Consider the following 23,942-nt stretch of genomic DNA (forward strand, 5'->3'; position numbering starts at 1 on the left):
AGTTCAAACCTTTGGATAAGGTTCTTCCAAATTCAATTTGCTAAGGTTTTTCGTTCAGCCTCACGCAGTTGGACCCTTTTTTCAGCTGAGGGATTCATTACAGTAAATGATCCGATTGCCAAAACATCCAGATGCCCAATTTTGAAGGCACGAATCGCATCTTCCGGTGTACACACAATGGGCTCTTCGTGGATATTAAAACTCGTATTTACCACGCTGGATTTTCCGGTAAGCTCCTTGAAATTTTGGATAATACGATAGTAACTTGGATTATCGGTTTGGCTAACAAGTTGGGGCCTCGCCGTACCGTCTACATGTACCACACCTGGGCATTGGTTTTTCATTTCCTCGGTACATTGAAAGGTAATCGTCATAAAACGGGCGGTTTCTCGGGCCCCATCCAGGTTGTGGTAAAATTTATCTGCATCCTCTGCAAGGGTTGACGGCGCAAAGGGCATAAACTCGGTTCGTTTTAGGTTTTTATTAAGCCAATCATTAACTGAATGATCATCAGGTTTATATAAAATCGATCGATTCCCGAGCGCTCGAGGGCCGTATTCCATCCTACCGTTTACTCTCGCGACTACAAATCCCTTACTTATCAGCCTTGCAATTTCGGGTTCCACTTCCTGGTGAAATGAATATGATACCCCTGCTTTTTCCAATGCCTCTTTTATCCGATCTTGGGAAAACTCAGGTCCAAGATATACATGATCCATACACCTTGTATTTATTTTTGAAGGGTCGGAGGAATTGATATAATTTAGAGCCAAAGCGGCACCCACGGCAAGGCCTTCGTCTGACATTCCAGGGTGAATAAATACGGAACGAACACCTGGCAATTCATGGATCCTTTGATTAATTTTTACATTGGCAAACAAACCTCCAGCAAGTGCCACATCATGTTTTCCCGTTTTTTCCCTCCAATACTGGATATATTGGGTGGCCACCTCTTCTGCAACATTCTGGATCGTTGCCGACAAATCCTCCCTTTTAAAATCCTTGGGTAAAGCGCCTAACAATTTCTGAACGGCTGCAGTAAAAAAGGCATTTCCGATATTGGTAATGGTGCCATTATTGTACTGAATAAATTGATACAATATATCCTTATAGGAATCCTTTCCGTAAGCGGCAAGACCGGTGATTTTTCCTTCGTGTTTGCCCGCTTTAAATCCACATATATGGGTTACATATCCATAATAACTACCCAATGAATCAAAACCGGCCACCTTGTGCAAAATTTGCCATTTCCCATTGGTAACAGAATACACATGAGAAGAATTACCATCCCCAGATCCATCCATGGTAACCACCAAGCCATCATTAAATCCACTGGAGTAATAGGCAGAACACGCATGGGAAAAGTGATGCGAAATGAATTTCACAGGACATTCAATTCCAAATTCTTCCTTTAAAACCCGGCGGATACTTATGCGGCGTTGAGCATAAACCGGTTTCCTAAGATTATAATAAAGACTCTCTAAAATAGGGACCTTTAACCTGTAATGGCTGAGCCTGGAACCAACAGAGAAAAATACGTTTTTGATGAGCCCACGGTCTACCTCAAATAAACCCCCATCAAAATCCACATATTTATTCAGAAACGTTCCCCATTGTGAGGCCACAGCGACTTGGTCCATTTCATCGGGTCGAACATTTGCAAGTCGGAAAACTTCGGCAATTGATTTTCGGGGAAATCCCATAACCATTTTTTTTCGAACCAGTCTTTCTTCATTCACGGCTGCCAATACCTTGCCATCCTCCAAAATGGCAGCACCGCTAATAATATGATCTGTGATTCCTAATATTTTCACTTCTCACCTCCGGCCATCAATGACTTCATAAAAAATGCTTTCATATTGCTCTGCACAGCGGTCGATGAATAGTTCCTCAACCCGCCGTGAATTATCCTGCCCCATTTTCTTCCGTAGAGACTGATTCTGAACCAGAAAAAGGCATCGGGCTTCAAATTCCTTTAAATTATTGAGCGGAATCAGATAACCATTTTTTTGATCTTTCAGGAAATCCGTCTGGCCACCGTAATCATAACAAATAACAGGAATACCACAAGCCATGGCCTCCAAGAAAACCATCCCAAATCCCTCATGCTGGCTTGTCGATACGTAAATATCCGACATTTGAAGAATTCGAAACTTTTCGGATTCACTAACTTGACCTAAAAATTGGACTTTATTGTTGATACCAATCTGTTGGGAATCTCTGCGAAGTTGTTCTTCTTGAGGGCCGGTACCAATGACCAATAAACGGATTTTTAAATCCCTAAACGATTTCATTAAAATTAGTAGTTGGTGAATGGCTTTTCGGGCAATCAATCTTCCGACTGTAACGAGCAACACTTCATCCTCTGGAATACCGTAAGACTTCCGATCCCCGGCCTCAATTTTAGGCCGCTTAATTCCCAACGGTATACGTATAGCATCTAACTGAGGAAGATAATACTGTTTTAAATTATTAAGGGTATTTGTTGATTGGCCTATTACCCGGTCGGCTCTCCTAATAAGCCGTCGGATCCAAATGCGAAGAACGGGATGCCTGTGGGGTGAAGTGAATTTACTTGGGTCATAAAGATCCCCCCCGTGCAAAGAGAGCACATTGGGAATCCCCGCCCTGCGTGAAAGCCACTGACCGACGGGGCCGCTTGGAAGAGCAAAGTGTGTATTTATGACATCAAAAGATTCGTGTTTAAGCAAATGCCCTCCTTCACGTATTGCCATAAGCAAATACATCAACATCGAAATCAAATTAGCGGTTGCCTGGTTTCTCCTAAAATAAACCGGAACCCGAACAACACGAACATTATTCTCCACCCCCATAGGGGAAAGGCCGGGCCCACTAGAAGTCAGAACGGTAACCCGGTGACGCTTAGCTAATTCCTCCGCCAAAAGAGCATTGATCACTCCACCACCCCCCCCTAACGGGGGATACTCATAGTTACAAAAAAGGATTTTCAGAGATTCAGGGGCCATTTAGATTTAACCATCACCTTTTTTTGCCACAGCCCCAATTTTTTTGGTCCAAATTCGATTGGCTTTTCCATACAGCATAAAACTAAAGGTAAAAAACAAATCATACATTTTACTTAAAACTAAGAGGACATAATTCAGTGGATTCGAATAAAAAACATAAAGATTAAGAGGTATCACCCGAATATCTTTAAAATCGGCATAGGATATTACCTGCCTCATCGTATATTCGGTGAAAGTATTATAGTGATCGAAATTTTGAGCAAGTGCTTCAGCACCCGTAACAGGGTTGGCACCATTTAAGGAATGAACGATTAGGGTCCCATTTTCGCGGAGGGCATTCCGGCAGAGGGGAAGGAAATTCAATATTTCCTCCTTGGTGAGATGATTTAGTTCCTGTTCACAAAATATTACGTCAAAACTACCTTTATTTTTCTGAAGGAATTCAAAGGCACGTTCCACTCGGCAATTTAAACCCTTTTGAACAGCATGTTTAATTTTTTCCGGTGCAGAATCGATTCCCATCACATTTTCATATCCATGAATAGTCAACATATTCACGAAATAACCCGGACCACAGCTAATGACGAGAATATTGGCCTTTCGATCATGGGGGAAAATTTTTAGATAATTATTCTTATAAAATTTATAAAACGAGGAATACCCTTTTTCGATATTTTCCGGTCCTTCCCAAAAAGAATCAAATGGCTCTATTTTTGCAGAAAGTGATTGTGATGATAACATTTAGTTTTTTCTCCTGTTTGAGTATTTCAAATAACTCTTAAAGATCCCCCCGTTCGCGATACCAATTCGAGGTTTGCCGGGCACCATTCTCGAACGTTACCGTCGGGGAATACCCTAACTCAGAACGCATAAGGTCTTGCTTAAAGAAAAAACTTTTCCGGAAAAAATCCATTCTTCGGCGATGGAGTGGTGGTTGAATTCCCAAAGGTTTAAGGACCGTTTCCATTACTGCAGCAACCATTAAAAAAGGCATTAAAGGAACCCGCCATTTAGGTAACGAACACTCTAAAACCTGCGCAATCGTATTGACCATCTGCTGGGTTGTGACCGCCTCATTCCCAGAGAGGACATAGGTTTTCCCCAATACCTTTTCGGATCTGGCGGCAACCAGAAATGCCCCTATTAAGTCATCAATGTAAATTGGATGGTGAAGATTCTCGCCATTTCCAATCACAAAAAAAACCCGTTTTTTAATTGCACGAAAAAGCTTTAACAGTCTCCGATCTCCCGGGCCATAGGTTTCAGAAATTCGTAATATCACGACCGGTAATTTTTCCTTAAAACGCAAAACAACCTTTTCTGCTTCGGCCTTCGTTATTCCATAAATATTGTCTGGACTTAGTTTCGACCCCTCATGAATGGCACCCTCCAATGCCGATCCATAAACACCGATTGTGCTCCCGTGGATAAATCGTTTGACCCCAGAGGAAACAGAAGCCTCTAACATGTTCTGGGTTCCCGAGACATTAATATCCCAAAAACGTTGATTTTGAATATTCGCTTCATGTTGAGCTGCAGCAAGGTGAAAAACCAAATCGGTGCCTTTTAGATGCTTCTCAAGATTACCTCTATCGGTAACAGAGACATCCACCACCCTAACGCCTTTGGATTGAAGCCAACGGGCGTTTTCTAACTCGGTTGGATTATTGGTCTGGCCCAACACCACAACCGAATTCCCCTTTTCATGACAATGGAAGGCAAGCCTCGACCCGATAAAACCGGTTCCTCCCGTAATTAAAAGCTGCATTAGGTCACTCGCCCTCCTTGACTCAAATGTTCTTTTGATCTTTTGATCTTTTGATGACAGGTTTCCGAAAGTATGCGTTGACCCCTTCAATCTCCTGATGGCGCCGAGTTTCATCCCATCCCAAGGCCGACGCCATAACCTTCGAGCATTCGGTCAAAACTTCTTCGCCGGGATGTGTTGCGGTTCCCAAACCCGTTCGACGGAAAATAACATCTTCTAATTTCATGGCCATCTCTTCTTGGATACAATAAACAACCTCTGCTTTGATCACATCAGACTGACCCAGGGTAACGGCTAAATCTTTTAATTCTTCCACATAATGGAGAACATCTTTGTAACGGGTTCCATGGCGATGAAGTAAGGCGATTAATATATTTTCTGGTAAATCCAACGAGAGTTCTTGTTTTGCCCTTGATAAGAGATTTTCAAAACTCTCAAAATCACCTCCATCAATAGGAGTTTCCGAAGTATAAGATCTTCCGACCTTCTTATTGAGTTTTTTTGAGGCTAAATCAATGGCCCGCTCTGCAACCCCTCTTGCCGTTGTATAACGAACGCCGACAAGGGTAATCAAACCGTCCAAACCGTTTTGTTTTTTATGGTCAACAAGCATCGAGCGCTTTCCATAACTTAAATTGATAGACTGCGGCGTGTTTGCCCCGAATAAAACAAGGCCCGTGTAAAATTGGCTAATATCCTCTTCCGTTAGCTCTGCAGTGGGATAGGCCTCGTTTATTTCATCCAGAAAACACCGCAATTCCTCATAACCAATCGTTAATTGGTCAGGATGGCCTTCATAGACCACATGCCATACTCCAACCAGGGTTACATTGCGCCAAGGTACTAGGAAAAGATGCCGGGCTCCCCGGCTCAGGAGGGCGTCAGGGTCTTGGGTTCGGCACGAAACCGCCAAACCACAGTCATTGATCAACCTTCGATTGACGACAAAACTGGTATCTCTTGAAAACGATGGGCTTGGGTTTAATTCTAATTTAACGGAATGAAAAAGAAATCGATTTGCCCAAGGACCCGCGGCATTAATAACCAGCCGGCCCCGAACATCAAATGTTTCACCACCAAGACGATCCTGTACTTTGACTCCGTAAAATCGACGGTCTTTCTGTAAAAAGTCAATCGCCTCGACATAATTTGCGGCCCGGACACCCGCTTCACAAGCGGATTTCAGGAACGACAGCGCTAGTCGAGCGGGGTCTCGCATTTGGCCATCATAAAATATGGCCGCCCCGGTCAGCCCTTTTTGTTTAACCCCCGGAAACCTTTCAATGCATTCTTCCCGGGAAATAAAATAAGCAGCTGGAATATGTTGTTTGGGATCTGATATTCCTCTATTTCTATCAGCGGTTATCCCTTCATAAAGCCAAAAAGCAGCCTGAAGAAGGGCTTTCCCCTTCAACCCTTTCCCATAGGTCGGAATGGCGATCGGAAGCGGATGAACCAAATGCGGTGCAATTCTCAGGAGGGCTCTTCTTTCATTGCTCGATTCACGAATGCGATATAAATCGCCATGTTGAAGATACCGAATCCCACCATGAACCATCTTAAAACAATTTGCAGAGGTCGCATGTGCAAAATCACCCCGCTCTACCAAAGCAACCGAGAATCCCCGAAGAACGGCATCCCAGGCAGCACATATTCCAAAAATTCCTCCCCCGATGATAACGAGGTCAAACTCCTTTTCTGTAAGACTCTTTACATTTCTGATCATTATCTTTTGTACATTAAATTAATCATTTTTTTTGATATTTGCCTTTTCTTGATATTCTTTTAATAGGTCTCTCATTGGCCCGAATTTAAATTCCTTCAATAATTTTTTTAACCGGGGCTCCGTTTTCTCTAAAAAAATATAATGTCGAAACCGTGACAACATACTCCCCTCTAATCTTGGCTGGTTTGTATCAATTTCCCACGGATGTAAATAAACAATGATGGGTTGATTTTCTTTTTCAACAATACTATTTAACCCCCAACGAAGGAACCAATAAGGAAATAATCTCAAATAACCTCCCCCAGCAATGGGAATATTGTTATTTAGAATTTTAATGGTCGACAGAGGGATCTCTAAAATATCGGACCCATTCTTTCCATTAATTCTATATGGAAACCTTTTCGCATTGGGAATTCCATAACGGTCCCTTCGTATGGGAAAAATACTCGAATCGTATAAAAAACCCTCCTCCATCATGATATCCAATGCCCACAAGGAATTTTCAGTAATCGAGTAACTGGGTGCGCGATACCCAATGACAGGTTCTCCAATTATTTCTTCAAGAATTCCCTTAGACTTATTCAAGTCATCCCTAAATTCCTGTGGGTTTTGCTTGTATACCAACCGATGGGCATAACTATGGGAAGCAATTTCATGACCTTCTTTATGAATCCGTTTTACCAGCTCAGGAAATTTCTCAGCGATCCACCCCAAAATAAAGAAAGTTGCCTTCACATTATATTCATTCAAGATAGATAAAAGTTTATCGGTGTTGGCTTCAGCACGGCATTCAAAGTTACCCCAATCCTCAAATCTTATTTGAGATTCAAAGCCCGAAACATTAAAATAATCTTCTACATCAATGGTTAAAGCATTGATCATTGACTTTTTTAACCTCGTAGCTAGCGGCAATCCCTTGCCCTTCCCATCTCATCCAGTTTAACTCGATCAATAATATTTAAAATCCTTTCAGATGCCCTACCATCTCCATATGGAGAAACCGATTTTGCCATTTTTTCATAGGCTGACGGATCATCTAACAAATTTTTGGTCTCTTTGTAAATTATTTCGGGGGAGGTTCCTACCAATTTTGCAGTACCTGCGTCAATTCCCTCTGGCCGCTCAGTCGTTTCACGGAGAACCAACACCGGCTTACCCAAGCTGGGAGCCTCCTCTTGGACACCACCCGAATCAGTTATAATTAAATAAGATTTCTCCATTAATTTAATAAAGGTTTGATAGTCCAGGGGATCCAGGAGGTGAATATTATTTGCAGGGGATTTATTTAAGACCTGTTGCACTGTTTTCCGAACTTTTGGATTAAAATGAACAGGGAAAACCACCTCCACTTCTTGAGCATATTCATTCGCAAGACTGCATACTGCAGACATTATTTTTTCCATAGGTACACCGAAGCTTTCTCTTCGATGCATCGTTAAAAGAATGACTTTTTTAGAATCAAAATTAATTTTTTGCAGGATTTTTTCTTTAAAGGTATATTCTTTTTTAATACCCAATAAAAGGGCATCAATTACTGTATTTCCTGTTACGAAAATTTTTTCTTTATCTATTCCTTCTTTTTGTAATTGGTTGCTGGAATAAACCGTGGGGGCAAAATGAAGATCGGTTAATACTGACACCAATTGACGGTTAATTTCCTCCGGAAAGGGATTATATTTGTTATAGGTTCGCAGTCCTGCCTCTACGTGCCCAACAGGTATTTGTTTATAATAGGCCGCCAATGCGGCAACAAAAGCTGTGGTGGTGTCCCCTTGAACCAGCACCAATTCTGGAGATACCTCATTTAGGACATGTTCCATGCCTGTTAATGCTCTCGTTGTGATATCAAAAAGAGTCTGTCCTGAAGTCATTATTTCCAGGTTTTTATCAGGCCTAATCTCAAATAAATTCAGAACCTGGGAAAGCATTTCATCATGCTGACCGGTAGCCAGGATAAAAGAATCATACCGCTTAGGGTCACTCTTCATCCCCAGTATAACGGGGGCCAACTTTATGGCCTCTGGGCGGGTTCCAAAAATGATCATTACTTTTTTACGGTTCATATGAGACCAATCAACCAACTGAGGTGGGGTTCACAACTGGATGAAGAAGCTTTAAATTAGGGAAGGGGTATCAAAATCCTGATTCGACTCAATCCCCAATGCCTTCACAACGGTAGGAGCGATATTCACAATATTGACCCGGTTAGAAAAAGCATTTTTTACACTGATATAAAAAGTGGAATCATTCTGGGTGTGCATTCCGGTCAAAAGGCTATTTCCTGTAAGCGATTGTTTACTAATGGTACCCTTCAGGTCATATCCCCAATTTGGAAGGAGAAGAATATCGGGGGCGTCGTTTATAAAGGAACCATTAAAAAGCTCCTCCTTAAAGTAAACTGTTTTAACCACGGGAAAACCATCGACCTTTAATTCCATTAATCGGGATTTTAACTCCTCTCGAAGGGAGTCATATTCCTTACCCGGTGAAATGCAGCCGGAGGGATATTTGCCCCTTAGATGAATATAAATTCTTGCAGGATCCATGTTGAATGCTTTTGTACCTTTATCAATATCCAAATAGGATTGAGGGTTTTCTCTAGAAAATCTCAGGTAGTCGTTCGAAACCAACCAATGATTAAGGTAAACCTCCTTCTGAATTTTACAGAAGCCGTGATCAGACATGATCATAAAGACACCTTTTCCTTGGAACCACTCATAGACTTTTCCTATGAATCGATCAACCTTAGAATAAAAAGACTTAAAAAAACCGTGAAACTTATGTTGAGGATCTTCAATGGCCACCCAAAGGTAGTGATGCATCCGATCTGTTTCAGTAATAACCCCAATAAAAAGATCCCATTGCTCGTTGATGAGAAGGTCCCATAGGATTTTTTCCCGGGCAGCAAAAACCTTATCAAGATCCTCCACAAAAACCTCTAATGATTCCCGTGCTTTTGTTGCATCCACGTCAAGTTGATAATTCACTTTTTCAAGCTTTGGCAGTAAGGAAGAGGGATATGTTGCTTTTGCTAAGTCTATGGCGACAAAACCAGATATAAGGGCCCCATTCAGAGGTTTCGCGGGATAGGTAGAAGGGACATTAACAACAATAGAGCGTTTACCATGCTCTCCTATTATTTCCCAAATGGGTTTTGATTTTATGTTGTGGGAATTTGGGAAATACATATCATAACTATTTGCCTTTAAATCCATAAAGCCAAAAATTCCATGCTTTGCCGGGTTCACTCCCGTGAAAAAAGTGGTCCAAGCCACAGAGGAGACCTCTGGGATACTCGTATCCATTTGAGAAAGTGTCCCCTCCTTCACAATTTGAGCCAAATGAGGCATTGTCCCATCCTGTATGAATTTTTGCATCAAAGTATATGGGGCTCCATCCAATCCAAGGATAACAACTTTTTTCATCTTAGAAGTGGTAAGGCTTGATTTTAAATTTTGTAATAATGCCATTAGAACATTCCCTTCCTGTGGTTAATTTACTACGGCAACCCCAATAATCTTTCCCTTGCTTTTTAAGGCCATTCGCCCTAAAGAGGTTTTGCCTCTTTCCACAATCAAGGGATCTTTAAATTTGAGCTTTACTATGCAAACCTCACCAATTTCAGCCTGAGCCAAAGTCTCAAACTCACATTCGGTCCTTGAGGGGCCGCATTCCAAAACAAGGTTATTTGGAACTTCTTCAAGCAAGATCGCATGGGCAGTTGCCTCGCGCGTGACCTGTGCAACACTCTCAGGAAGGCAACAAACCTCCCCCCGGTGAACGGAGGGTAGATTCCGGTCTAACACTAAACCAATATTTTCCCCGGGCATGGCAGTTTTTTGATTTTTATCCACTCCCATGATGGAACGAATGGTCGCCTTTCCATTGGAAGGGACAAAAACAACCTCTTGCCCCACATGAATCTCCCCACTTTCTACCTTCCCTGCAAGGATCCGTTCGCCTGCCTTATTCTCGTACACATCTTGAACCGGTAACCGCAAGGGGAGATTCAAGAATGAATTCTGAACCTCTAATCCTTCCATATGCTCAAAAAGGGTCCTCCCCGTGTACCAAGGCATCTGTGACGAACGGGCCACCACATTATCTCCCTTATAAGCGGAAATGGGAATAAAATCCACTTTTGGGCCAAGGATTGGTGTCTTCTCCAATGCCTTGATCTTTGAAACCATCTCCTCAAAAACCTCTTGCTGATACTCCACATGGTCCATTTTATTAACCACGACGATTAGGGAAGCAAGCCCAAGCCAATTTGCTAATCGTAAATGGTGGCCGGTCTGTTCCTCTAAACCCTCCTTAGCTGAAACAATCAAAATTCCCGCATCAGCATGAGAGGCACCACTGAGCATGTTCTTGAGGAGTTCTCTGTGCCCAGGAACGTCGATACAGTCATAAATATTTTTTTTACCTTTGACCTGAGCGTGAATTACATCAATCGTCATCCCATCTCTTCGCTCTTCCTCAAAGCTATCCAATAAAAAAGCGTACTCAAATGGTTTCCCAACTGTCTTGCAATACTCCCTCACCTCTTCAGTGCGGTCTTCCATTACGCTTTTAGTGTCATATAGAAGACGGCCAATCAAGGTGGACTTGCCATGGTCCTTATGGCCCAACAGTGTAATGGTAAATCGTTTCATTTACATATACCCCAAAGCTCGAAGGCGCTGCATGACATTCTCCTGCTCCTTGTCCTGCATTCGACCCGCTCTCTCAGAAGTGGTTGTTGTTTTAAGCTCTTCAATAATTTCATCAATAGTGGAGGCATGGGAATCAATCCCCACGGTGCATTGTGTACAGCCCAGACTACGGTAGCGGTTACCATTTCGGGAAAAGTAGAGAGGATTTACAGGTATCTTCTCCTGTTTAATATAAACCCACATATCCAATTCGGTCCAATGCAGTAAAGGATGAATCCTGATATGTGAAGCGTCCTCCGTCTGAGAAATAAAATCCCAAATTTCCGGAGCCTGGTTTTTGTAATCCCACCTAAACTCCTTATCTCTTGGAGAAAAATACCTCTCTTTCCCCCGAATTCCATGTTCATCTCGCCGGATTGAAACGAAAAGACCATCAAAGTTCCGCTCCCCCATCAAACCCTTAAGCGCATCGGTTTTATTTGAGCCACAGCACCTGACGCCTGACAAGTCATCCTTGATCACACTTTTGGGTACCAGCAGATCTAGGCCCCATTCCTTTGCTAGCCTCTCCCTGAATTCATAGGTTTCTGGAAAATCGATTCCATTATCAATATGAATCAAAGGAAAAGGAACACGACCGAAAAACGCCTTTCTCGCCAAAGCAACCAAAACGGTTGAATCCTTTCCTGTTGACCAAAGGGCTGCTAGATTCTCAAACCGCGCATGGGCTTCTCGAATCGTAAAGATACTCTTTGCTTCCAACTCCTTTAATTCATTTACCTCACTCATCATGGTCTCCTTTTAACTTAACTTATAATATTTTAAACAGGCTTCCGCTATACCGGTGCAAAACCGGTCCTACTTAAAAACAACTTTCAGGAATAAGGGTTTCAAAATAAAACCCCTCACGATCCTCTGAAGACTTTAACTACCCACCACGTGCCCAAGATCTACTGTAACACGGGCGTGGAACGAGATCGTACGCAATAAGAGCATTGCCCTTTGGTGGTCAGGTAATTCTTGTTGAAAAACAGCTTCAAACCCTTGTAAGGGCCCTTGTTGAATACGAACTACTTGCCCTTCCACAAAAGAGGAATTTTTAATAATGACGTACCCGTCTTTACATCGGATCTTGATTGATCCAATAATTTCTTCCTCAACTTTCACTGGAAAAGATCCAAAAGCAACAAGGCTTTTCACCCCATGGGCAAAAGCCACCATTCTGTAGTGTTGGCTCAGATTAAACCTTGCAAAAAAATAACCCGGAAAAAGAGGACGCGTAACCGTTTTCCTGTTTCTCCGAATAATCCTTTCCTGTTGAAATCGGGGACAAAATGTCTCTATTCCAAGCCTTTGTAAATTCAATTCTGCAAAATTTTCTCGGTTGGGTTTAGTATGTACTGCATACCAATAAACTTCACTATCACCCATGCTTTTTTGATTCCCCACTTTCTTTAATTAGGAAAAAAATCCTCCCCTTTAAATAATAAGGGTTTCCCTATAATCGAACAATATGAGGTTGCCGGAACCCTTTTAGAGCGTTTCTTGTGTCGATAATTAATTGACTCTCCTTAACCACCATTTCATAATCAAAAGATGAATGATTAGTAACGATGATGACACAATCATAATTCTTAATGGGATTTTTTGAAATGTTTACGGATGAAAGGATTTGATTTACCACGTTTAAACTGGGAACGTAAGGGTCATGGTAACTAAGATTTGCCCCTAGCTTAAATAACAAGGCTAAAATATCGAGAGCAGGAGATTCTCTAATATCATCTATATCCTTTTTATAAGCTACACCTAGGACCAATAACTTTGAATTCCTGACGCTCTTCGAACGATCATTTAAACTTTCGGTTATTTTATTCACCACATGTTCCGGCATCGAGCCATTAATTTTTCCGGCGAGTTCAATAAACCTTGCCTCAAACCCATTTTGCTTTGCTTTCCAGGAAAGATAGAAGGGATCAACCGGAATGCAATGGCCCCCAATGCCCGGCCCCGGGTGAAAGGGCATGAACCCAAATGGTTTGGTAGCTGCGGCATCAATTACCTCCCAAACATCAATCCCCAGCTTATTGCTCAATAAGGCTACCTCATTTACCAAAGCAATATTGACGCTTCTAAATGTGTTTTCTAATAACTTTACCATTTCCGCAACCATTGTAGAGGATACGGGGATTACTTTTTTAACGATACTTTGATAAAGTTGTGTTGCTAATTTTGTGCAAAAGGGAGTTACTCCTCCCACAATCTTGGGTGTATTCTGTATTTGGAATTCTTGGTTTCCCGGGTCAACTCGCTCAGGGGAGAAGGCCAGAAAAAAATCTCTTCCAACTTTTTTTCCTTTTTCGCTTAAAATCGGAAGCACAATTTCCTCCGTGGTTCCAGGATAGGTGGTACTCTCTAAAATGATCAACTGTCCCTTCCCCAACCATTTCTTTATTTCTTTTGCCGCAGAAACCACATGTGAAAGGTCAGGATCTTTGGTTTTAACCAAAGGGGTTGGAACACAAATAATGACAGCATCCAACCTCTCAATAACCTCAAAGGATGAGGTTGGGTTTATCCTTTTCATTTCAATAAAGGGGTTCAATTCTTTATCCGATACGTCCTGAATGTAAGATTTTCCTTTTTCCAGCAATTTCACTTTTTGGGTATCAATATCAATTCCGGTAACCGTAAAACCCGATTTCGCGAATTCAAGGAGCAAAGGGAGACCAACATAACCCAAACCGACAATTCCGATCTTTGCTTCTTTATTTTGGATTAATCCCTCAAATTCCAAATCCTCAATTTTGGCAGCTTTTAATCTCTTGCTCATTTAAATTCCTTTTCTTGAATTGGATCTACTCACTTTCCTTTTGAGGAACCTCAAAATCAAGCTATCGGGCCCCTGCTCCAATGAGAACAATTTTAATTGTTTGGAAAACCACAGTTAAATCAAAAAACAGAGACATATTTTTTACGTAGAAAAGATCGTATTGTAATTTTTCCAAAGCATCATCGACACTTGAACCATAACGAAATTTAATTTGAGCCCATCCAGTAATTCCAGGTTTCACAGTATGCCGAATTGAATAATAAGGTATCTTTTCTATTAGTTCCTCAATAAAATGGGCCCGCTCTGGCCTGGGGCCAACAAAACTCATTTCCCCTTTCAGCACATTGACCATTTGTGGTAATTCATCGATTCTGGTTTTTCTAAGAATCTTTCCCACCCGGGTTACTCGGGGATCATCTTTTTTGGCCCAAACCGGCCCCGAAACAGATTCAGCATTTAATGTCATCGATCGGAATTTGAGTAATGTAAATATTCGCCCATTTTCCCCAACGCGCTCTTGTCTATAGAAAACCGGCCCCGGAGAACCTAATCGAATCAACAGTGGAACCAACAAGAAAATAGGAAAGGCCAAAAAAAGCCCTATGATAGAAAAAGTTATATCAAATAGGCGTTTTAAAATCTGCAAACTTCGTGGCTTTTTAAACCCTCCTGAAAAAATCAGCCAACTGGGTTTAAGTTCCTCCACGCTGATCTTTCCGCTGATCTGTTCATAAAAAGAAACCCCATCAATTATTTTAATCCCTTTTACTTTACACTGTAACAGCTCATTCAATGGCAAATTTCCACGACGGTCCGGCAATGCAACAATTACCTTTTTAATATTCCACTGCTCTATAATTTGGGTTAATTTTTTGTAATCCCCAATCACACCTGGATTAACTATCTTTTTCCCCAGTTTCTCTGGGTCGTTATCAATAAAGCCAACAATCTTATAACCTAGATCCCTTTTAGTGTGTAGAATTTCACCAACATTTTTAGCAAGACGGCCTGATCCCACAATCAATACCGACTCTTTAAACTTCCCTATATCCATAAATTTAAAATAGAGTACACGAAGGGTAAAAAAAATCAGAAAAAGGAAATTAGCTGAAACGAATAGGCTCACCCTCCCAATTTCAGCAGAAGGAAAAATATAATAAATAACGACTAAAATAACACACCCTACGCCCAAGGATTGCATCAATCGCAATATCAATTTTCTTCCTTTTATTTCTTCATCCAATACATATAAATCGTTGTAATAAAGGCAGAGCTGAAATATTACGGAAATTAAAAGTGCCTTCCAAAAGAAATGGTCAAAAGAAACCACCGAATCCGATAAAAAGAATTTCCTAAAAGAAATTCCTAGTAATACCACCCCTAGAATAAAAAGGTTTTCAATTATAAAAAAAATCAAATTTTTTAAGATAACAAGTCGCCCAAATATGTTCAGCATTCTAACCCCGAATTCTATTTCAATAAGAATAAAACGTTCACTAGTATCTCTTAAGATTTAAAATTTAAAAAAAAATTTTATGTAAATCCATTTTAAACCATATACATCAATCATTCCCGCCTGGTTTATGGCCGGATGAAAGGTATACAAAACCAGATAAAATCTCGACCTTCAAGATTTGCTCAATAGGGATACCCATAATATCTTGTGAACCCGGATTCCATTCCGTTCAAAACAATTGCCCACACTTTCTCGGCAGGAAGACCAGCGAAAGCTTTTAGGACTAAGTCTCTTGGTGTCATTCCTGCCCTAACAACAAATAGGATTCCATTCACCAGTTCCGAAAAAATATTCATGTCGGCTAATGGTAAAACCGGAGGTGAATCGATAATGATGTATTCAAATTCCATTTCGGCCTGGGAAAGAGCCTCAGCCATTTTTGGTAAACTTAAAAGTCTGGTTGAATTTTTCTCATTGCTTCCAGCCGGTAACATAAAAAGTTTTTCGGTCAAAAAGGGATAGATACATTCCTCCAATGAATTATTTCTCGCAAGTATATCCACCAAACCTTTACCACATGGGGATTTTAAATATCGATGAAGATCCGGTTTTTTTAAATCTCCTTCAATAATAAGTGTCTTTTTATTAAAATCCTTGGCCATGGTAACTCCCAGGTTTACAGACGTAGTGGTCTTTCCTTCCCCCTTTACAGAACTCGATATTGCAATGCGCTTTTGTTTTCCTTCCCCATTCATATGTTTGAATCGGGAATATAAAACCCGATACTGTTCACTGGCCATGGACTGGGGTTCCAAAAGTGCGATCGGATGCTCATCCATTTTCCTTTTCCTCTCCCCTTTTACAATTTCCCTTCTAACATTTAGGTCTTTCCTGCTATTTGAAAGCGTTAAAGCCCGGTGATCTATTTTTAAATATTTAAAATCCTCATCTTTGACCCCGGCAAAACGGTATGGGCTAAAATGAGCTCCATTGTTTTTCTTATTCATTACCAACTTATAAGCAGTAAGAATTTTTTCAAGGTTCATTTTTTCTTCTGTTCCGAGAAAACGACCATTTTTAAGACCAATAAATTCCTTAACAGCCAAATCAAAGGCTTTTTGTATTTCTTCCCTATTTGACTCAGGGTTAATTTTCAAAATTTTAAAACTTTCTTCTTTTTTCATTCTTTAAATAATTTTGGGTTCAAAAATTTTTTCTGACCTTCTTTTTTTTCCTTGATAGGACGGAATTTTATTTTTTTATATTTAGAAAATTTTGGAATGGATACAACCAAAGGACCCTTCATGACACCCTCTAAATCCTCAGGTTGTCTGAAACAGGGATTCAACATCTCAATCAATAAAGCAAGCCCGAAACCTGAGGCTGCTCCAGCAAAACTTCCAGCAAGCAGGAGCTTTCGAAGATTTGGTTTATATGGTTTTTCTGGTAAATTGGCGGGGTCAATGATGCGAAAACGCTCCCCTTGTTGCCGTTTTTCGAGATTTTCCGAAAGCCTCGCATTTATACTTTTCCCCAATAGGTTCTGATAATTCCCTTGGGACATATCGTAATCTCTTTGGAGTTTTTTAAGTTCAACTTCTAACATTGGCGTACGAGCGACTCTTGTTTCATAGCCTCTAATCTTCTCTACCAAAAGTTTCCCGGTCACTTCCAAGTCTTTAATCTCCCTTAAGATTTTCTGGTGTTGATCAAGGAGACGTTTGTAATTTTCATTTTCCCGGAGAAAAGGGATATCACCTGTAGGGTTTGATTTTGTGGTGGATTGGGAAAGCTGAGCCTCCATTTCCCGTATTTGTTTTTTTAAAAGGATGACATCGGGATAATTTTCTTTATATACAATCCGAAGATTTTTGAGTTTTTCCCTTAATTGTTGAAGCGGCATATTTGGTTCCTCAATAGAAGACGCTGAATTTGTAGTGAAATTGAGGGCTTCTTGTTTCAATTTCAAAATTTGATTCTCTAGATCCTGGGCTCGATCTTCCTTTGAATTTATTAAATCTCTGTTGGCTTGAAAATTAATTTGAAGCCGGTCTAAGGTTCTTAGGTTTGAGTCTATTTCACTCGGCAATCCCCCTCTATTTTTCTCTTTAAACCTTCTGATATTCTCATCAAGGCTGTCCATTTGTTTTTTGGCTTCCGCCAATTCTTTCTGAAGGAAATTGGTTGTAACCTGGGCCTGTTGTTCCCGGACTTTAAGGTTTTCTTCAATGAAGCGTGAAGCGATTCGATTGGTTACGTTCATGACTTTTTCAGGGTCTTTTCCAACAAAACTGATCGAAAATGCCTGTTTTCCTACAACATCCAATTGAATATTTTTTTGCAGCTTTTCAACAACCGATTCCTTTCCTAACTCAGCAAACTCTTTAGGAAAAAGGTCCAATTCGTCCCGCAGTTTAATTAAATTGGTCCGGCTCATTACCTGCTGGCTAATTGTTTTCAACCGTTCCGAAATTGGAGTAGTTACAGTTGATTTAACGTAATCCTGGGGTATTATTTGGGGTTCGACTAAAATCATTGTGGTGGACCGATACGCTTTAGGGAGCCAATAACTTAGCCCTAGGCTAACCCCCAGGGCTACAATGATTGGAAAAAAGATCCAATATCTACGTCTAAAAAAAACATCAATATATTGGAAGATCATCTTTTGAATTTCAGGTGAAAATTGGTTATTCATTCATAAGGTCCTTTATGTTAGAAAGACGGAAAAATCGCTAAAAGTTGCATTTGAACCCGGTTTCTATAAAGATCTTCACCCAGATTTCCACCAGATACCTGCCGGTTATGGGTATAAGAAACATTTCCAGATAACCATTTGTTAAATAAATAGTTCAATGTTGCATTCAATCTAAAAAATTGAATGTCAACCTCCCCCCCCTTTATGGTTTTATTCGTACCATAACTTCCCCCCATTTGACCGGTAAGGAACTGTGTAAAACTCTTTGAAAGTGATACCCTTACATTTTGATGTTGAACCAAGCGATTGACCAAACCGGTTGACCTAATATCCTGGTTATATGAAAAATTAATTTTAGTATTTCTTTCCAACAAAAAACCTTTATCGATATTGCCTGAAAAAAAAGGCCTATATTCCTCGGTCCCAGCTTCGGCCAAATGAAGAACTCCCCCCTCAACCTGAAAACTAAAAGTGGAGGAAAAAATATGCCTCCATCCCAGAGTGGCCAAATAAGTATCGGAGCTGTCCTCCCCATCAAACGAAACATTTTGATAGCGGGCAGCAAGGGTCATTGTATCATTTCGAAATAATTGGTAGGCATAGGTAGACTTAAGCGATTGCCCAAAACGATCCACAAGAGTTGGATCGGAATATTCTGTAAGGGTATTTGTATATTCTAAAGACGCCTGAGCGCGCCGAGAAAGTTGATATCGGTATTCTGCTCCAAAATGATTCCGAAAGGCCGTGTTTCTCCCTACCTGGGTTCCATCATCTTCACCTGTAACCACACCGGGGTCTAACTCATAATCAGGTAAATCAGGCGTTATGACAAATCTTTCGGTAAAGGTTAGTTCTCCCCTCTTGTTAAAACGGTTAAGGAGCCGATCAAGGTTTAAGTCCAACCCCCCATTCTGGTTATAACGATTCAGTTGGGAGTGGTCTGCGTAAACATCCAAACTTCCTCTATAGGTTAAAGCCGTGCTCACAAGAGGCCACTGGTAACTGACCCTTAAAGTTGGCGATATAGATGTAATATAATCAGATTCACGGTCAGAACCGCTGGAAAATATATTGTCATCAAAGGTTTCTGTGAACGACATAGCAGGTTCCACTATCAATTCACCTTTTACAATCTCGCAAGTTCCCATAATTAAAAAACCCCAGATAAAAAGAAATAACCCAATAAAAAAAATAAAGTTTCTCATAAAGGCCAAGGCATGGATTATTGGGAAATTTCTAACAAACTCATGGCACCAGAATTGTGTCTCCCGGTTTTAGAAAAATGTTTTCCATTTCACCACCTGACACAATATCATCGTATTTTACTTTGATCTTGGTTTCTGGGTACTCTTTATAACCCTTTCGTAAAATAATTATTTTATTTCGGGACGCAAATTGGGTAAAACCTCCTGCTAGAGCTAAGGCTTGTATTACTGTTACATTGCTTTTCAACTGATACTTTCCAGGATTAACTACCTCCCCCATCAAATAAACCACATAACTATTGATTTCTTGGACAATTACAGTAACCACGGGATTTTCCATATATTCTTTTAAAAGGCCGGCAATTCTTTCCCGAAGTTGATTGGGTTTTAAACCCGCTGCCGAAACATCCCCAATTAAGGGAAAAGAGATTATCCCATCGGGCCTAACCTTTACTGTTCTGGAGAGAACGTCATTTTTCCAAACCATTATTTCGAGAACATCTTCAGACCCGATTAAATAATCTTTACCGGATTCGGCTAATGCGTGTTCCCTTTGAAAATCATTTTCAGTGGAAAGGGCAAGGGAAACTAATTTATTGCCATCATTCCCGGAAGGGAAACCCTCATCAGTAGCAGAAAACCTGGAATCAAAAATTTCTACAATGATTTTTCCTTCTTCACCTCTCACCCGAGTCGTTGCAGAAGGGTTTAGGTTGATTTCAAACTGAACGCCCTCCTTTGGTTTTCGGGTTTCCCGTGGATAAATATCCAACACGGCCCCACGGTTAACTACCATCGGTTTGATGTGTTTACCCAGCGTAACCCCTGGAATTTCCAGTATCAGTTGGTGAGATTCTGGAACTTTGATGGCTCTATAAAAAAGAGGCCCCTCGCCTTGAATCACCACCTCGGTCACTTCTGGCAAATCATTGATCATAAGATTTTTTATTTGAAAAAATTCTTGGTGTTGACTGTTTTTTGGACTTGAAGTCCCCATTACACAACCGGAGAATAGGAGATTGAATAAAACACAAGCAATGATCATCTCGTAACGGTTGAAACAGGACCACATCTCTTTCCAAAAATTTTCCTTTTTCACCTAAAACTCCTTCTTTATCCGATATTCCCCCTAAAACCGACTGAATTTTATTGCCAAAATTTTCTTTTATTCTTGGGGAAGACAAATCAAATTTCCACCCTCTGCCCGGGCTTTTTCTAACATTTCCTCTGCTTTTGAAATCAGGCTTTCAATGTCATTGGAATGGGTTGGAAAAGAGGCCCCTCCGATACTAATCGTTTGCTTCCGCTCCATTACCTTCACAATAAAAGTATAATCCTGTATCCGATCTTTAATTCTGTTTCCAATCTGACAGGTGCTTTGATAGTCTGCATGATGCAGAATTAAGAAAAACTTATTGTTTGCAATCCGGCCTATAATATCCGTTCCCCTAATCTCATCCCGAATAAGGTTTGCAAATGTTTTGAGCAAAGAATCATCCGAGAACGGAAAAGGCTCTTCCTCCTTCTTCATTTGGTCGGGCTGAATAATCAAGAGGGAAAAAAAGTAAAGGTATCGAACTGCTTTTCGAACTTCTAAATCAAGAAGGTATTCAAAAAACTCACGATCTAGCGTTTGTGTGACCCGATCCAACACGACATGCCCTCCTCTCTTTGGAATGGGCAAAGCCCTTCCATCAGCTCAAGTAAAAACAATCCCAATTTTCAGAAAAACTTCAACTAGTACCTAATACAATTTTTCGTTTTTTCATTACGGGAAGAATATCGAAAAAATTTTTACCGGGTTTCCCCATTCGAAATCTTAATTTATCCTTAATTTTTTTCTTCCCAATCGCACTCTTTAATTTTATATAAAAGGGCTTTATAGCTAATTCCCAAAATTTTGGCCGTTTCCTTTCGATTCCAATGGGTATCTTGTAGAACTTTTTTAATCAATTCGGATTCGGCTTTACGGGCAGCGGTTTTTCCCGTTTTTTTCAGGGAAAAACTAGACGAATCCAGCGAAACAACGGAAGAAACAACCGGTTCGGGGAGGTTTTCCTCCATCTTTGAAGAAGAAACATTTAAATTATTCTCTTTTTCCTTGAAGTAATTTCTCACAGCAGCATCTTCATTTCCTAAAATAACAATTCGTTTAACCATATTTTCTAATTCCCTAACATTTCCCGGCCAATCGTAATCCAAAAAACGTTTCATATTGTGGTCAGAGATTCCTCTCATTTCACGGTTAAACTGTTGACCGTACTTTCTAACAAAGATTTCAGTTAAAGTCGGAATATCCTCTTTCCGATCTCTCAGGGGGGGAAGGTGAATACTGACCACATTTAAACGGTAATATAAATCCTCCCTAAAGGTTCCTTGGCGAACGGCCACCTCTAAATGTTTATTCGTTGCCGCAATCACCCGCACATCCACTTTAATTTCATTACCTCCCAACCGGGAAAACTCTCCATCTTGTAAAACCTGAAGAAGTTTTGCTTGAAGAGAAAAAGGAATATCACCTATTTCATCCAAAAATATAGTACCGTGATTTGCAAATTCAAACTTTCCAGGGTTACTGCGATGAGCCCCCGTGAAAGACCCTTTCTCATGCCCAAATAGTTCGCTCTCCAATAAACCGTCTGGAATAGCTGCACACAATACCTTCACAAAAGGGCGATCGACCCGTGTGGAACAGGTATAAAGGGTTCGGGCAACCAACTCCTTCCCAGTTCCACTTTCTCCCCCAATTAAAACCGTAATATCAGTTTTGGCCACCTGGTCAATTACGGTCCTAACCTCCTCCATTTTCCTGCTTGATCCAGTTAAAAGGTGGGGGTGATTATTTTTTGGTTTTACCCGTTTTTCAGTTTCCTCCTTCTTCATTCCTTCTTGGGGAAGGGAGCTACAAACTTTGCCAATCTTTAAAATAAGATCTTGATAATCCAAAGGTTTTTTTACAACTTCAATTCCATCTCGATCGTATAAGTTCCGATTGATTGGAGGGATTTGCTGTAGGTCAGCCAAGAGAATGACAGGAATTCTTTTTCCATGGTTACTCAATTGCTTTACCGTTTCTAAGGAATTCGAACCAAAAGGAAGATTAAATAAAATGAGATTGGGGTCAATGGAAACGGCTTCGGAAAGGGTATCTGGGCCATTTCGGGTCGAAAAAATTTTATACCCAAAGGACGTTAAAAAACTTTTAAGATAACTCTTCATTAATGGGTCATTATCAACAATTAACACCTTAAATTCGTTTCCCATATGATTCCTCTTTCATTAAATGGTCTAGGAGAATAGATTAAATAATTTTTCCTCCTATATTTAATAGTTAGCTTTTAGGTGCAAGGATTGTACCAATTAATTAAACTTCCCAATACTAATTAAATTGCAATAAAACTAATAAGTTATAACTTTTTTTCTGTTAATTTATTTTCTTGGGATGTGAAATGAAAAAAGTAAAGGAAAAAAAATTACATAAAGTGTAAATTTTATACTATTTATGTCTAAATTTTACCTATTTTAAGAAATTAATTAACCATGAACAAAAAATAAAGGAATTAAATAACCTAAAAATCAAACCTTGTTTCCCTTTTATGAAAAACACACCCTTCTAGGCAAAATATAATAATTGGGTTATACTTTAAACCAACTTAACCCAAAAACCTTCGTAAATCATGGAAAAAACCTTATTAGTCGTTGAAGATTCCTCATCGATTAGGGAATCTATCGTAAACTCATTAAAATCATGCTCCTTTTTCTCCCTGATTCTAGAAGCCGAAAATGGGATCAACGCACTTGAAATCCTATTACGAGACGAAATTCATTTTGTCATTTCTGATGTGGTTATGCCCCAAATGGATGGCTATAAACTTCTATCCTTAATTAGGAATCATGAAAAGTACCTAGACCTACCGTTTATTCTTTTAACTAGCGAAAAGGATTCAAGATCAAAAATCAAAGGAATTTCAATGGGAGCCAGCGATTATTTGACCAAACCTTTTGATCAAAGTGAACTTTTGGCAAGGGTTAAAAATTTATTGAAAACGAAGGGGATGCAGGAAGAATTAAAGGAAAAAAACCAAGAGCTTGAAAAGTTGAATCAAAAATTAAAAGAACTATCGGTAACAGATCATCTGACCAAACTTTATAATCGACGTTATTTCAATGAAAGACTATCCATAGAACTGCAACGGGCTCAAAGGTTCCAGCTTCCCCTAGCATGTCTATTATTGGATATTGACCACTTTAAAACCATTAATGACACCTTTGGCCACCAAAACGGGGACCAGGTTTTACAAGAAGTTGCTCACATGTTAAAATCCTTATGCCGTTCCCATGATGTTGCAGCCCGGTTTGGGGGAGAGGAATTTATTTTATTTTTGTGTCAAACCCACAAGGAAGAAGCTCTTAAATTTGCAGAAGGTTTACGATGTGACATTGAATCTTTTCCTTTTTTAGAAAGAATGGAAAACACTATTTCCATAACCGTCAGCATTGGGGTTTCCGGGTTTCCTCATCCGAAAATTCAAAACTTTCAGGATATGATTCGATGCGCTGATGAAGCCCTCTATGCGGCAAAACGGGCGGGACGTAATAAGGTCATATGAAGAAAGGCCA

The 23,942-nt window shown here is 40.2% G+C and carries 20 protein-coding genes; 1 reads left to right on the forward strand and 19 read right to left on the reverse strand.

What is annotated here, in order from left to right; all coding sequences use genetic code 11:
- Positions 1 to 32: 32 nt before the first annotated feature.
- The 19 genes from VGB26_06265 to VGB26_06355 all read right to left on the reverse strand — a co-directional run bounded on the left by VGB26_06265 (position 33) and on the right by VGB26_06355 (position 22,586).
- Positions 33 to 1,814, reverse strand: a complete 1,782-nt coding sequence (locus tag VGB26_06265; protein HEX9757389.1) for a carbamoyltransferase C-terminal domain-containing protein — start codon at positions 1,812 to 1,814, stop codon at positions 33 to 35.
- 3 nt (positions 1,815 to 1,817) lie between these two features.
- Positions 1,818 to 2,918 (reverse strand): glycosyltransferase family 4 protein, encoded by a 1,101-nt coding sequence (locus tag VGB26_06270; GenBank protein HEX9757390.1) that lies wholly within the window; start codon positions 2,916 to 2,918, stop codon positions 1,818 to 1,820.
- Between the two features lie 75 nt (positions 2,919 to 2,993).
- Positions 2,994 to 3,728 carry a class I SAM-dependent methyltransferase gene (locus VGB26_06275; GenBank protein HEX9757391.1) on the reverse strand — a complete coding sequence of 245 codons (735 nt, stop codon included), beginning with the start codon at positions 3,726 to 3,728 and terminating at the stop codon, positions 2,994 to 2,996.
- Positions 3,729 to 3,765: 37 nt separating this feature from the next.
- Complete coding sequence (locus VGB26_06280) at positions 3,766 to 4,755, reverse strand: NAD(P)-dependent oxidoreductase (protein ID HEX9757392.1); 990 nt, start codon at positions 4,753 to 4,755, stop codon at positions 3,766 to 3,768.
- A gap of 22 nt (positions 4,756 to 4,777) precedes the next feature.
- Positions 4,778 to 6,481, reverse strand: a complete 1,704-nt coding sequence (locus VGB26_06285; protein HEX9757393.1) for a glycerol-3-phosphate dehydrogenase/oxidase — start codon at positions 6,479 to 6,481, stop codon at positions 4,778 to 4,780.
- Positions 6,482 to 6,499: 18 nt separating this feature from the next.
- Complete coding sequence (locus VGB26_06290; protein ID HEX9757394.1) at positions 6,500 to 7,363, reverse strand: XrtA system polysaccharide deacetylase; 864 nt, start codon at positions 7,361 to 7,363, stop codon at positions 6,500 to 6,502.
- Positions 7,364 to 7,383: 20 nt separating this feature from the next.
- A complete protein-coding gene (wecB, locus tag VGB26_06295) occupies positions 7,384 to 8,544 on the reverse strand; it encodes a UDP-N-acetylglucosamine 2-epimerase (non-hydrolyzing) (protein HEX9757395.1) in 1,161 nt (386 codons plus the stop codon).
- 51 nt (positions 8,545 to 8,595) lie between these two features.
- The gene (locus tag VGB26_06300; GenBank protein ID HEX9757396.1) at positions 8,596 to 9,951 is read right to left on the reverse strand and encodes an alkaline phosphatase family protein; all 1,356 of its coding nucleotides are present in this window, start codon (positions 9,949 to 9,951) and stop codon (positions 8,596 to 8,598) included.
- A 21-nt stretch (positions 9,952 to 9,972) separates the two neighbouring features.
- Positions 9,973 to 11,136: a GTP-binding protein gene (locus VGB26_06305; GenBank protein ID HEX9757397.1), complete on the reverse strand. Its 1,164-nt coding sequence runs from the start codon at positions 11,134 to 11,136 to the stop codon at positions 9,973 to 9,975.
- A complete protein-coding gene (gene cysD / locus VGB26_06310) occupies positions 11,137 to 11,925 on the reverse strand; it encodes a sulfate adenylyltransferase subunit CysD (GenBank protein HEX9757398.1) in 789 nt (262 codons plus the stop codon).
- Positions 11,926 to 12,060: 135 nt separating this feature from the next.
- On the reverse strand, positions 12,061 to 12,567 hold the full coding sequence (locus tag VGB26_06315) for a transcription termination/antitermination NusG family protein (GenBank protein HEX9757399.1): 507 nt from the start codon (positions 12,565 to 12,567) through the stop codon (positions 12,061 to 12,063).
- Between the two features lie 67 nt (positions 12,568 to 12,634).
- Positions 12,635 to 13,966: a nucleotide sugar dehydrogenase gene (locus tag VGB26_06320; protein HEX9757400.1), complete on the reverse strand. Its 1,332-nt coding sequence runs from the start codon at positions 13,964 to 13,966 to the stop codon at positions 12,635 to 12,637.
- 61 nt (positions 13,967 to 14,027) lie between these two features.
- Positions 14,028 to 15,422: a TIGR03013 family XrtA/PEP-CTERM system glycosyltransferase gene (locus tag VGB26_06325; GenBank protein HEX9757401.1), complete on the reverse strand. Its 1,395-nt coding sequence runs from the start codon at positions 15,420 to 15,422 to the stop codon at positions 14,028 to 14,030.
- A 182-nt stretch (positions 15,423 to 15,604) separates the two neighbouring features.
- Positions 15,605 to 16,606, reverse strand: coding sequence for a CpsD/CapB family tyrosine-protein kinase (locus tag VGB26_06330; protein HEX9757402.1), 1,002 nt, complete (start codon positions 16,604 to 16,606; stop codon positions 15,605 to 15,607).
- Positions 16,603 to 18,117, reverse strand: a complete 1,515-nt coding sequence (locus VGB26_06335; GenBank protein ID HEX9757403.1) for a GNVR domain-containing protein — start codon at positions 18,115 to 18,117, stop codon at positions 16,603 to 16,605. The genes VGB26_06330 and VGB26_06335 overlap by 4 nt, the downstream gene beginning before the upstream one ends.
- A 17-nt stretch (positions 18,118 to 18,134) precedes the next feature.
- Entirely contained in the window at positions 18,135 to 19,265 is a 1,131-nt protein-coding gene (locus VGB26_06340) for an outer membrane beta-barrel protein (GenBank protein ID HEX9757404.1), read from the reverse strand.
- Between the two features lie 97 nt (positions 19,266 to 19,362).
- Entirely contained in the window at positions 19,363 to 20,421 is a 1,059-nt protein-coding gene (locus VGB26_06345; protein ID HEX9757405.1) for a polysaccharide biosynthesis/export family protein, read from the reverse strand.
- A 66-nt stretch (positions 20,422 to 20,487) separates the two neighbouring features.
- Positions 20,488 to 20,976, reverse strand: coding sequence for a GGDEF domain-containing protein (locus tag VGB26_06350; GenBank protein ID HEX9757406.1), 489 nt, complete (start codon positions 20,974 to 20,976; stop codon positions 20,488 to 20,490).
- 176 nt (positions 20,977 to 21,152) lie between these two features.
- Positions 21,153 to 22,586 carry a sigma-54 dependent transcriptional regulator gene (locus VGB26_06355; protein ID HEX9757407.1) on the reverse strand — a complete coding sequence of 478 codons (1,434 nt, stop codon included), beginning with the start codon at positions 22,584 to 22,586 and terminating at the stop codon, positions 21,153 to 21,155.
- 413 nt (positions 22,587 to 22,999) lie between these two features.
- On the opposite strand from VGB26_06355, the gene VGB26_06360 reads away from it, so the two are divergent.
- Positions 23,000 to 23,932, forward strand: a complete 933-nt coding sequence (locus tag VGB26_06360; protein ID HEX9757408.1) for a diguanylate cyclase — start codon at positions 23,000 to 23,002, stop codon at positions 23,930 to 23,932.
- The last annotated feature ends 10 nt before the right edge of the window (positions 23,933 to 23,942 follow it).

Source organism: Nitrospiria bacterium (assembly GCA_036397255.1).
Lineage (GTDB): Bacteria > Nitrospirota > Nitrospiria > DASWJH01 > DASWJH01 > DASWJH01.

Bases quoted from the DNA above. Each gene is read 5' to 3' on its own strand.
- VGB26_06305 (HEX9757397.1), bottom strand. From the start codon at position 11,136: ATGAAACGATTTACCATTACACTGTTGGGCCATAAGGACCATGGCAAG.
- cysD (HEX9757398.1), bottom strand. From the start codon at position 11,925: ATGAGTGAGGTAAATGAATTAAAGGAGTTGGAAGCAAAGAGTATCTTT.
- wecB (HEX9757395.1), bottom strand. From the start codon at position 8,544: ATGAACCGTAAAAAAGTAATGATCATTTTTGGAACCCGCCCAGAGGCC.
- VGB26_06275 (HEX9757391.1), bottom strand. From the start codon at position 3,728: ATGTTATCATCACAATCACTTTCTGCAAAAATAGAGCCATTTGATTCT.
- VGB26_06290 (HEX9757394.1), bottom strand. From the start codon at position 7,363: ATGATCAATGCTTTAACCATTGATGTAGAAGATTATTTTAATGTTTCG.
- VGB26_06315 (HEX9757399.1), bottom strand. From the start codon at position 12,567: ATGGGTGATAGTGAAGTTTATTGGTATGCAGTACATACTAAACCCAAC.
- VGB26_06340 (HEX9757404.1), bottom strand. From the start codon at position 19,265: ATGGGAACTTGCGAGATTGTAAAAGGTGAATTGATAGTGGAACCTGCT.
- VGB26_06325 (HEX9757401.1), bottom strand. From the start codon at position 15,422: ATGCTGAACATATTTGGGCGACTTGTTATCTTAAAAAATTTGATTTTT.
- VGB26_06335 (HEX9757403.1), bottom strand. From the start codon at position 18,117: ATGAATAACCAATTTTCACCTGAAATTCAAAAGATGATCTTCCAATAT.
- VGB26_06320 (HEX9757400.1), bottom strand. From the start codon at position 13,966: ATGAGCAAGAGATTAAAAGCTGCCAAAATTGAGGATTTGGAATTTGAG.
- VGB26_06285 (HEX9757393.1), bottom strand. From the start codon at position 6,481: ATGATCAGAAATGTAAAGAGTCTTACAGAAAAGGAGTTTGACCTCGTT.
- VGB26_06330 (HEX9757402.1), bottom strand. From the start codon at position 16,606: ATGAAAAAAGAAGAAAGTTTTAAAATTTTGAAAATTAACCCTGAGTCA.
- VGB26_06300 (HEX9757396.1), bottom strand. From the start codon at position 9,951: ATGGCATTATTACAAAATTTAAAATCAAGCCTTACCACTTCTAAGATG.
- VGB26_06280 (HEX9757392.1), bottom strand. From the start codon at position 4,755: ATGCAGCTTTTAATTACGGGAGGAACCGGTTTTATCGGGTCGAGGCTT.
- VGB26_06360 (HEX9757408.1), top strand. From the start codon at position 23,000: ATGGAAAAAACCTTATTAGTCGTTGAAGATTCCTCATCGATTAGGGAA.
- VGB26_06355 (HEX9757407.1), bottom strand. From the start codon at position 22,586: ATGGGAAACGAATTTAAGGTGTTAATTGTTGATAATGACCCATTAATG.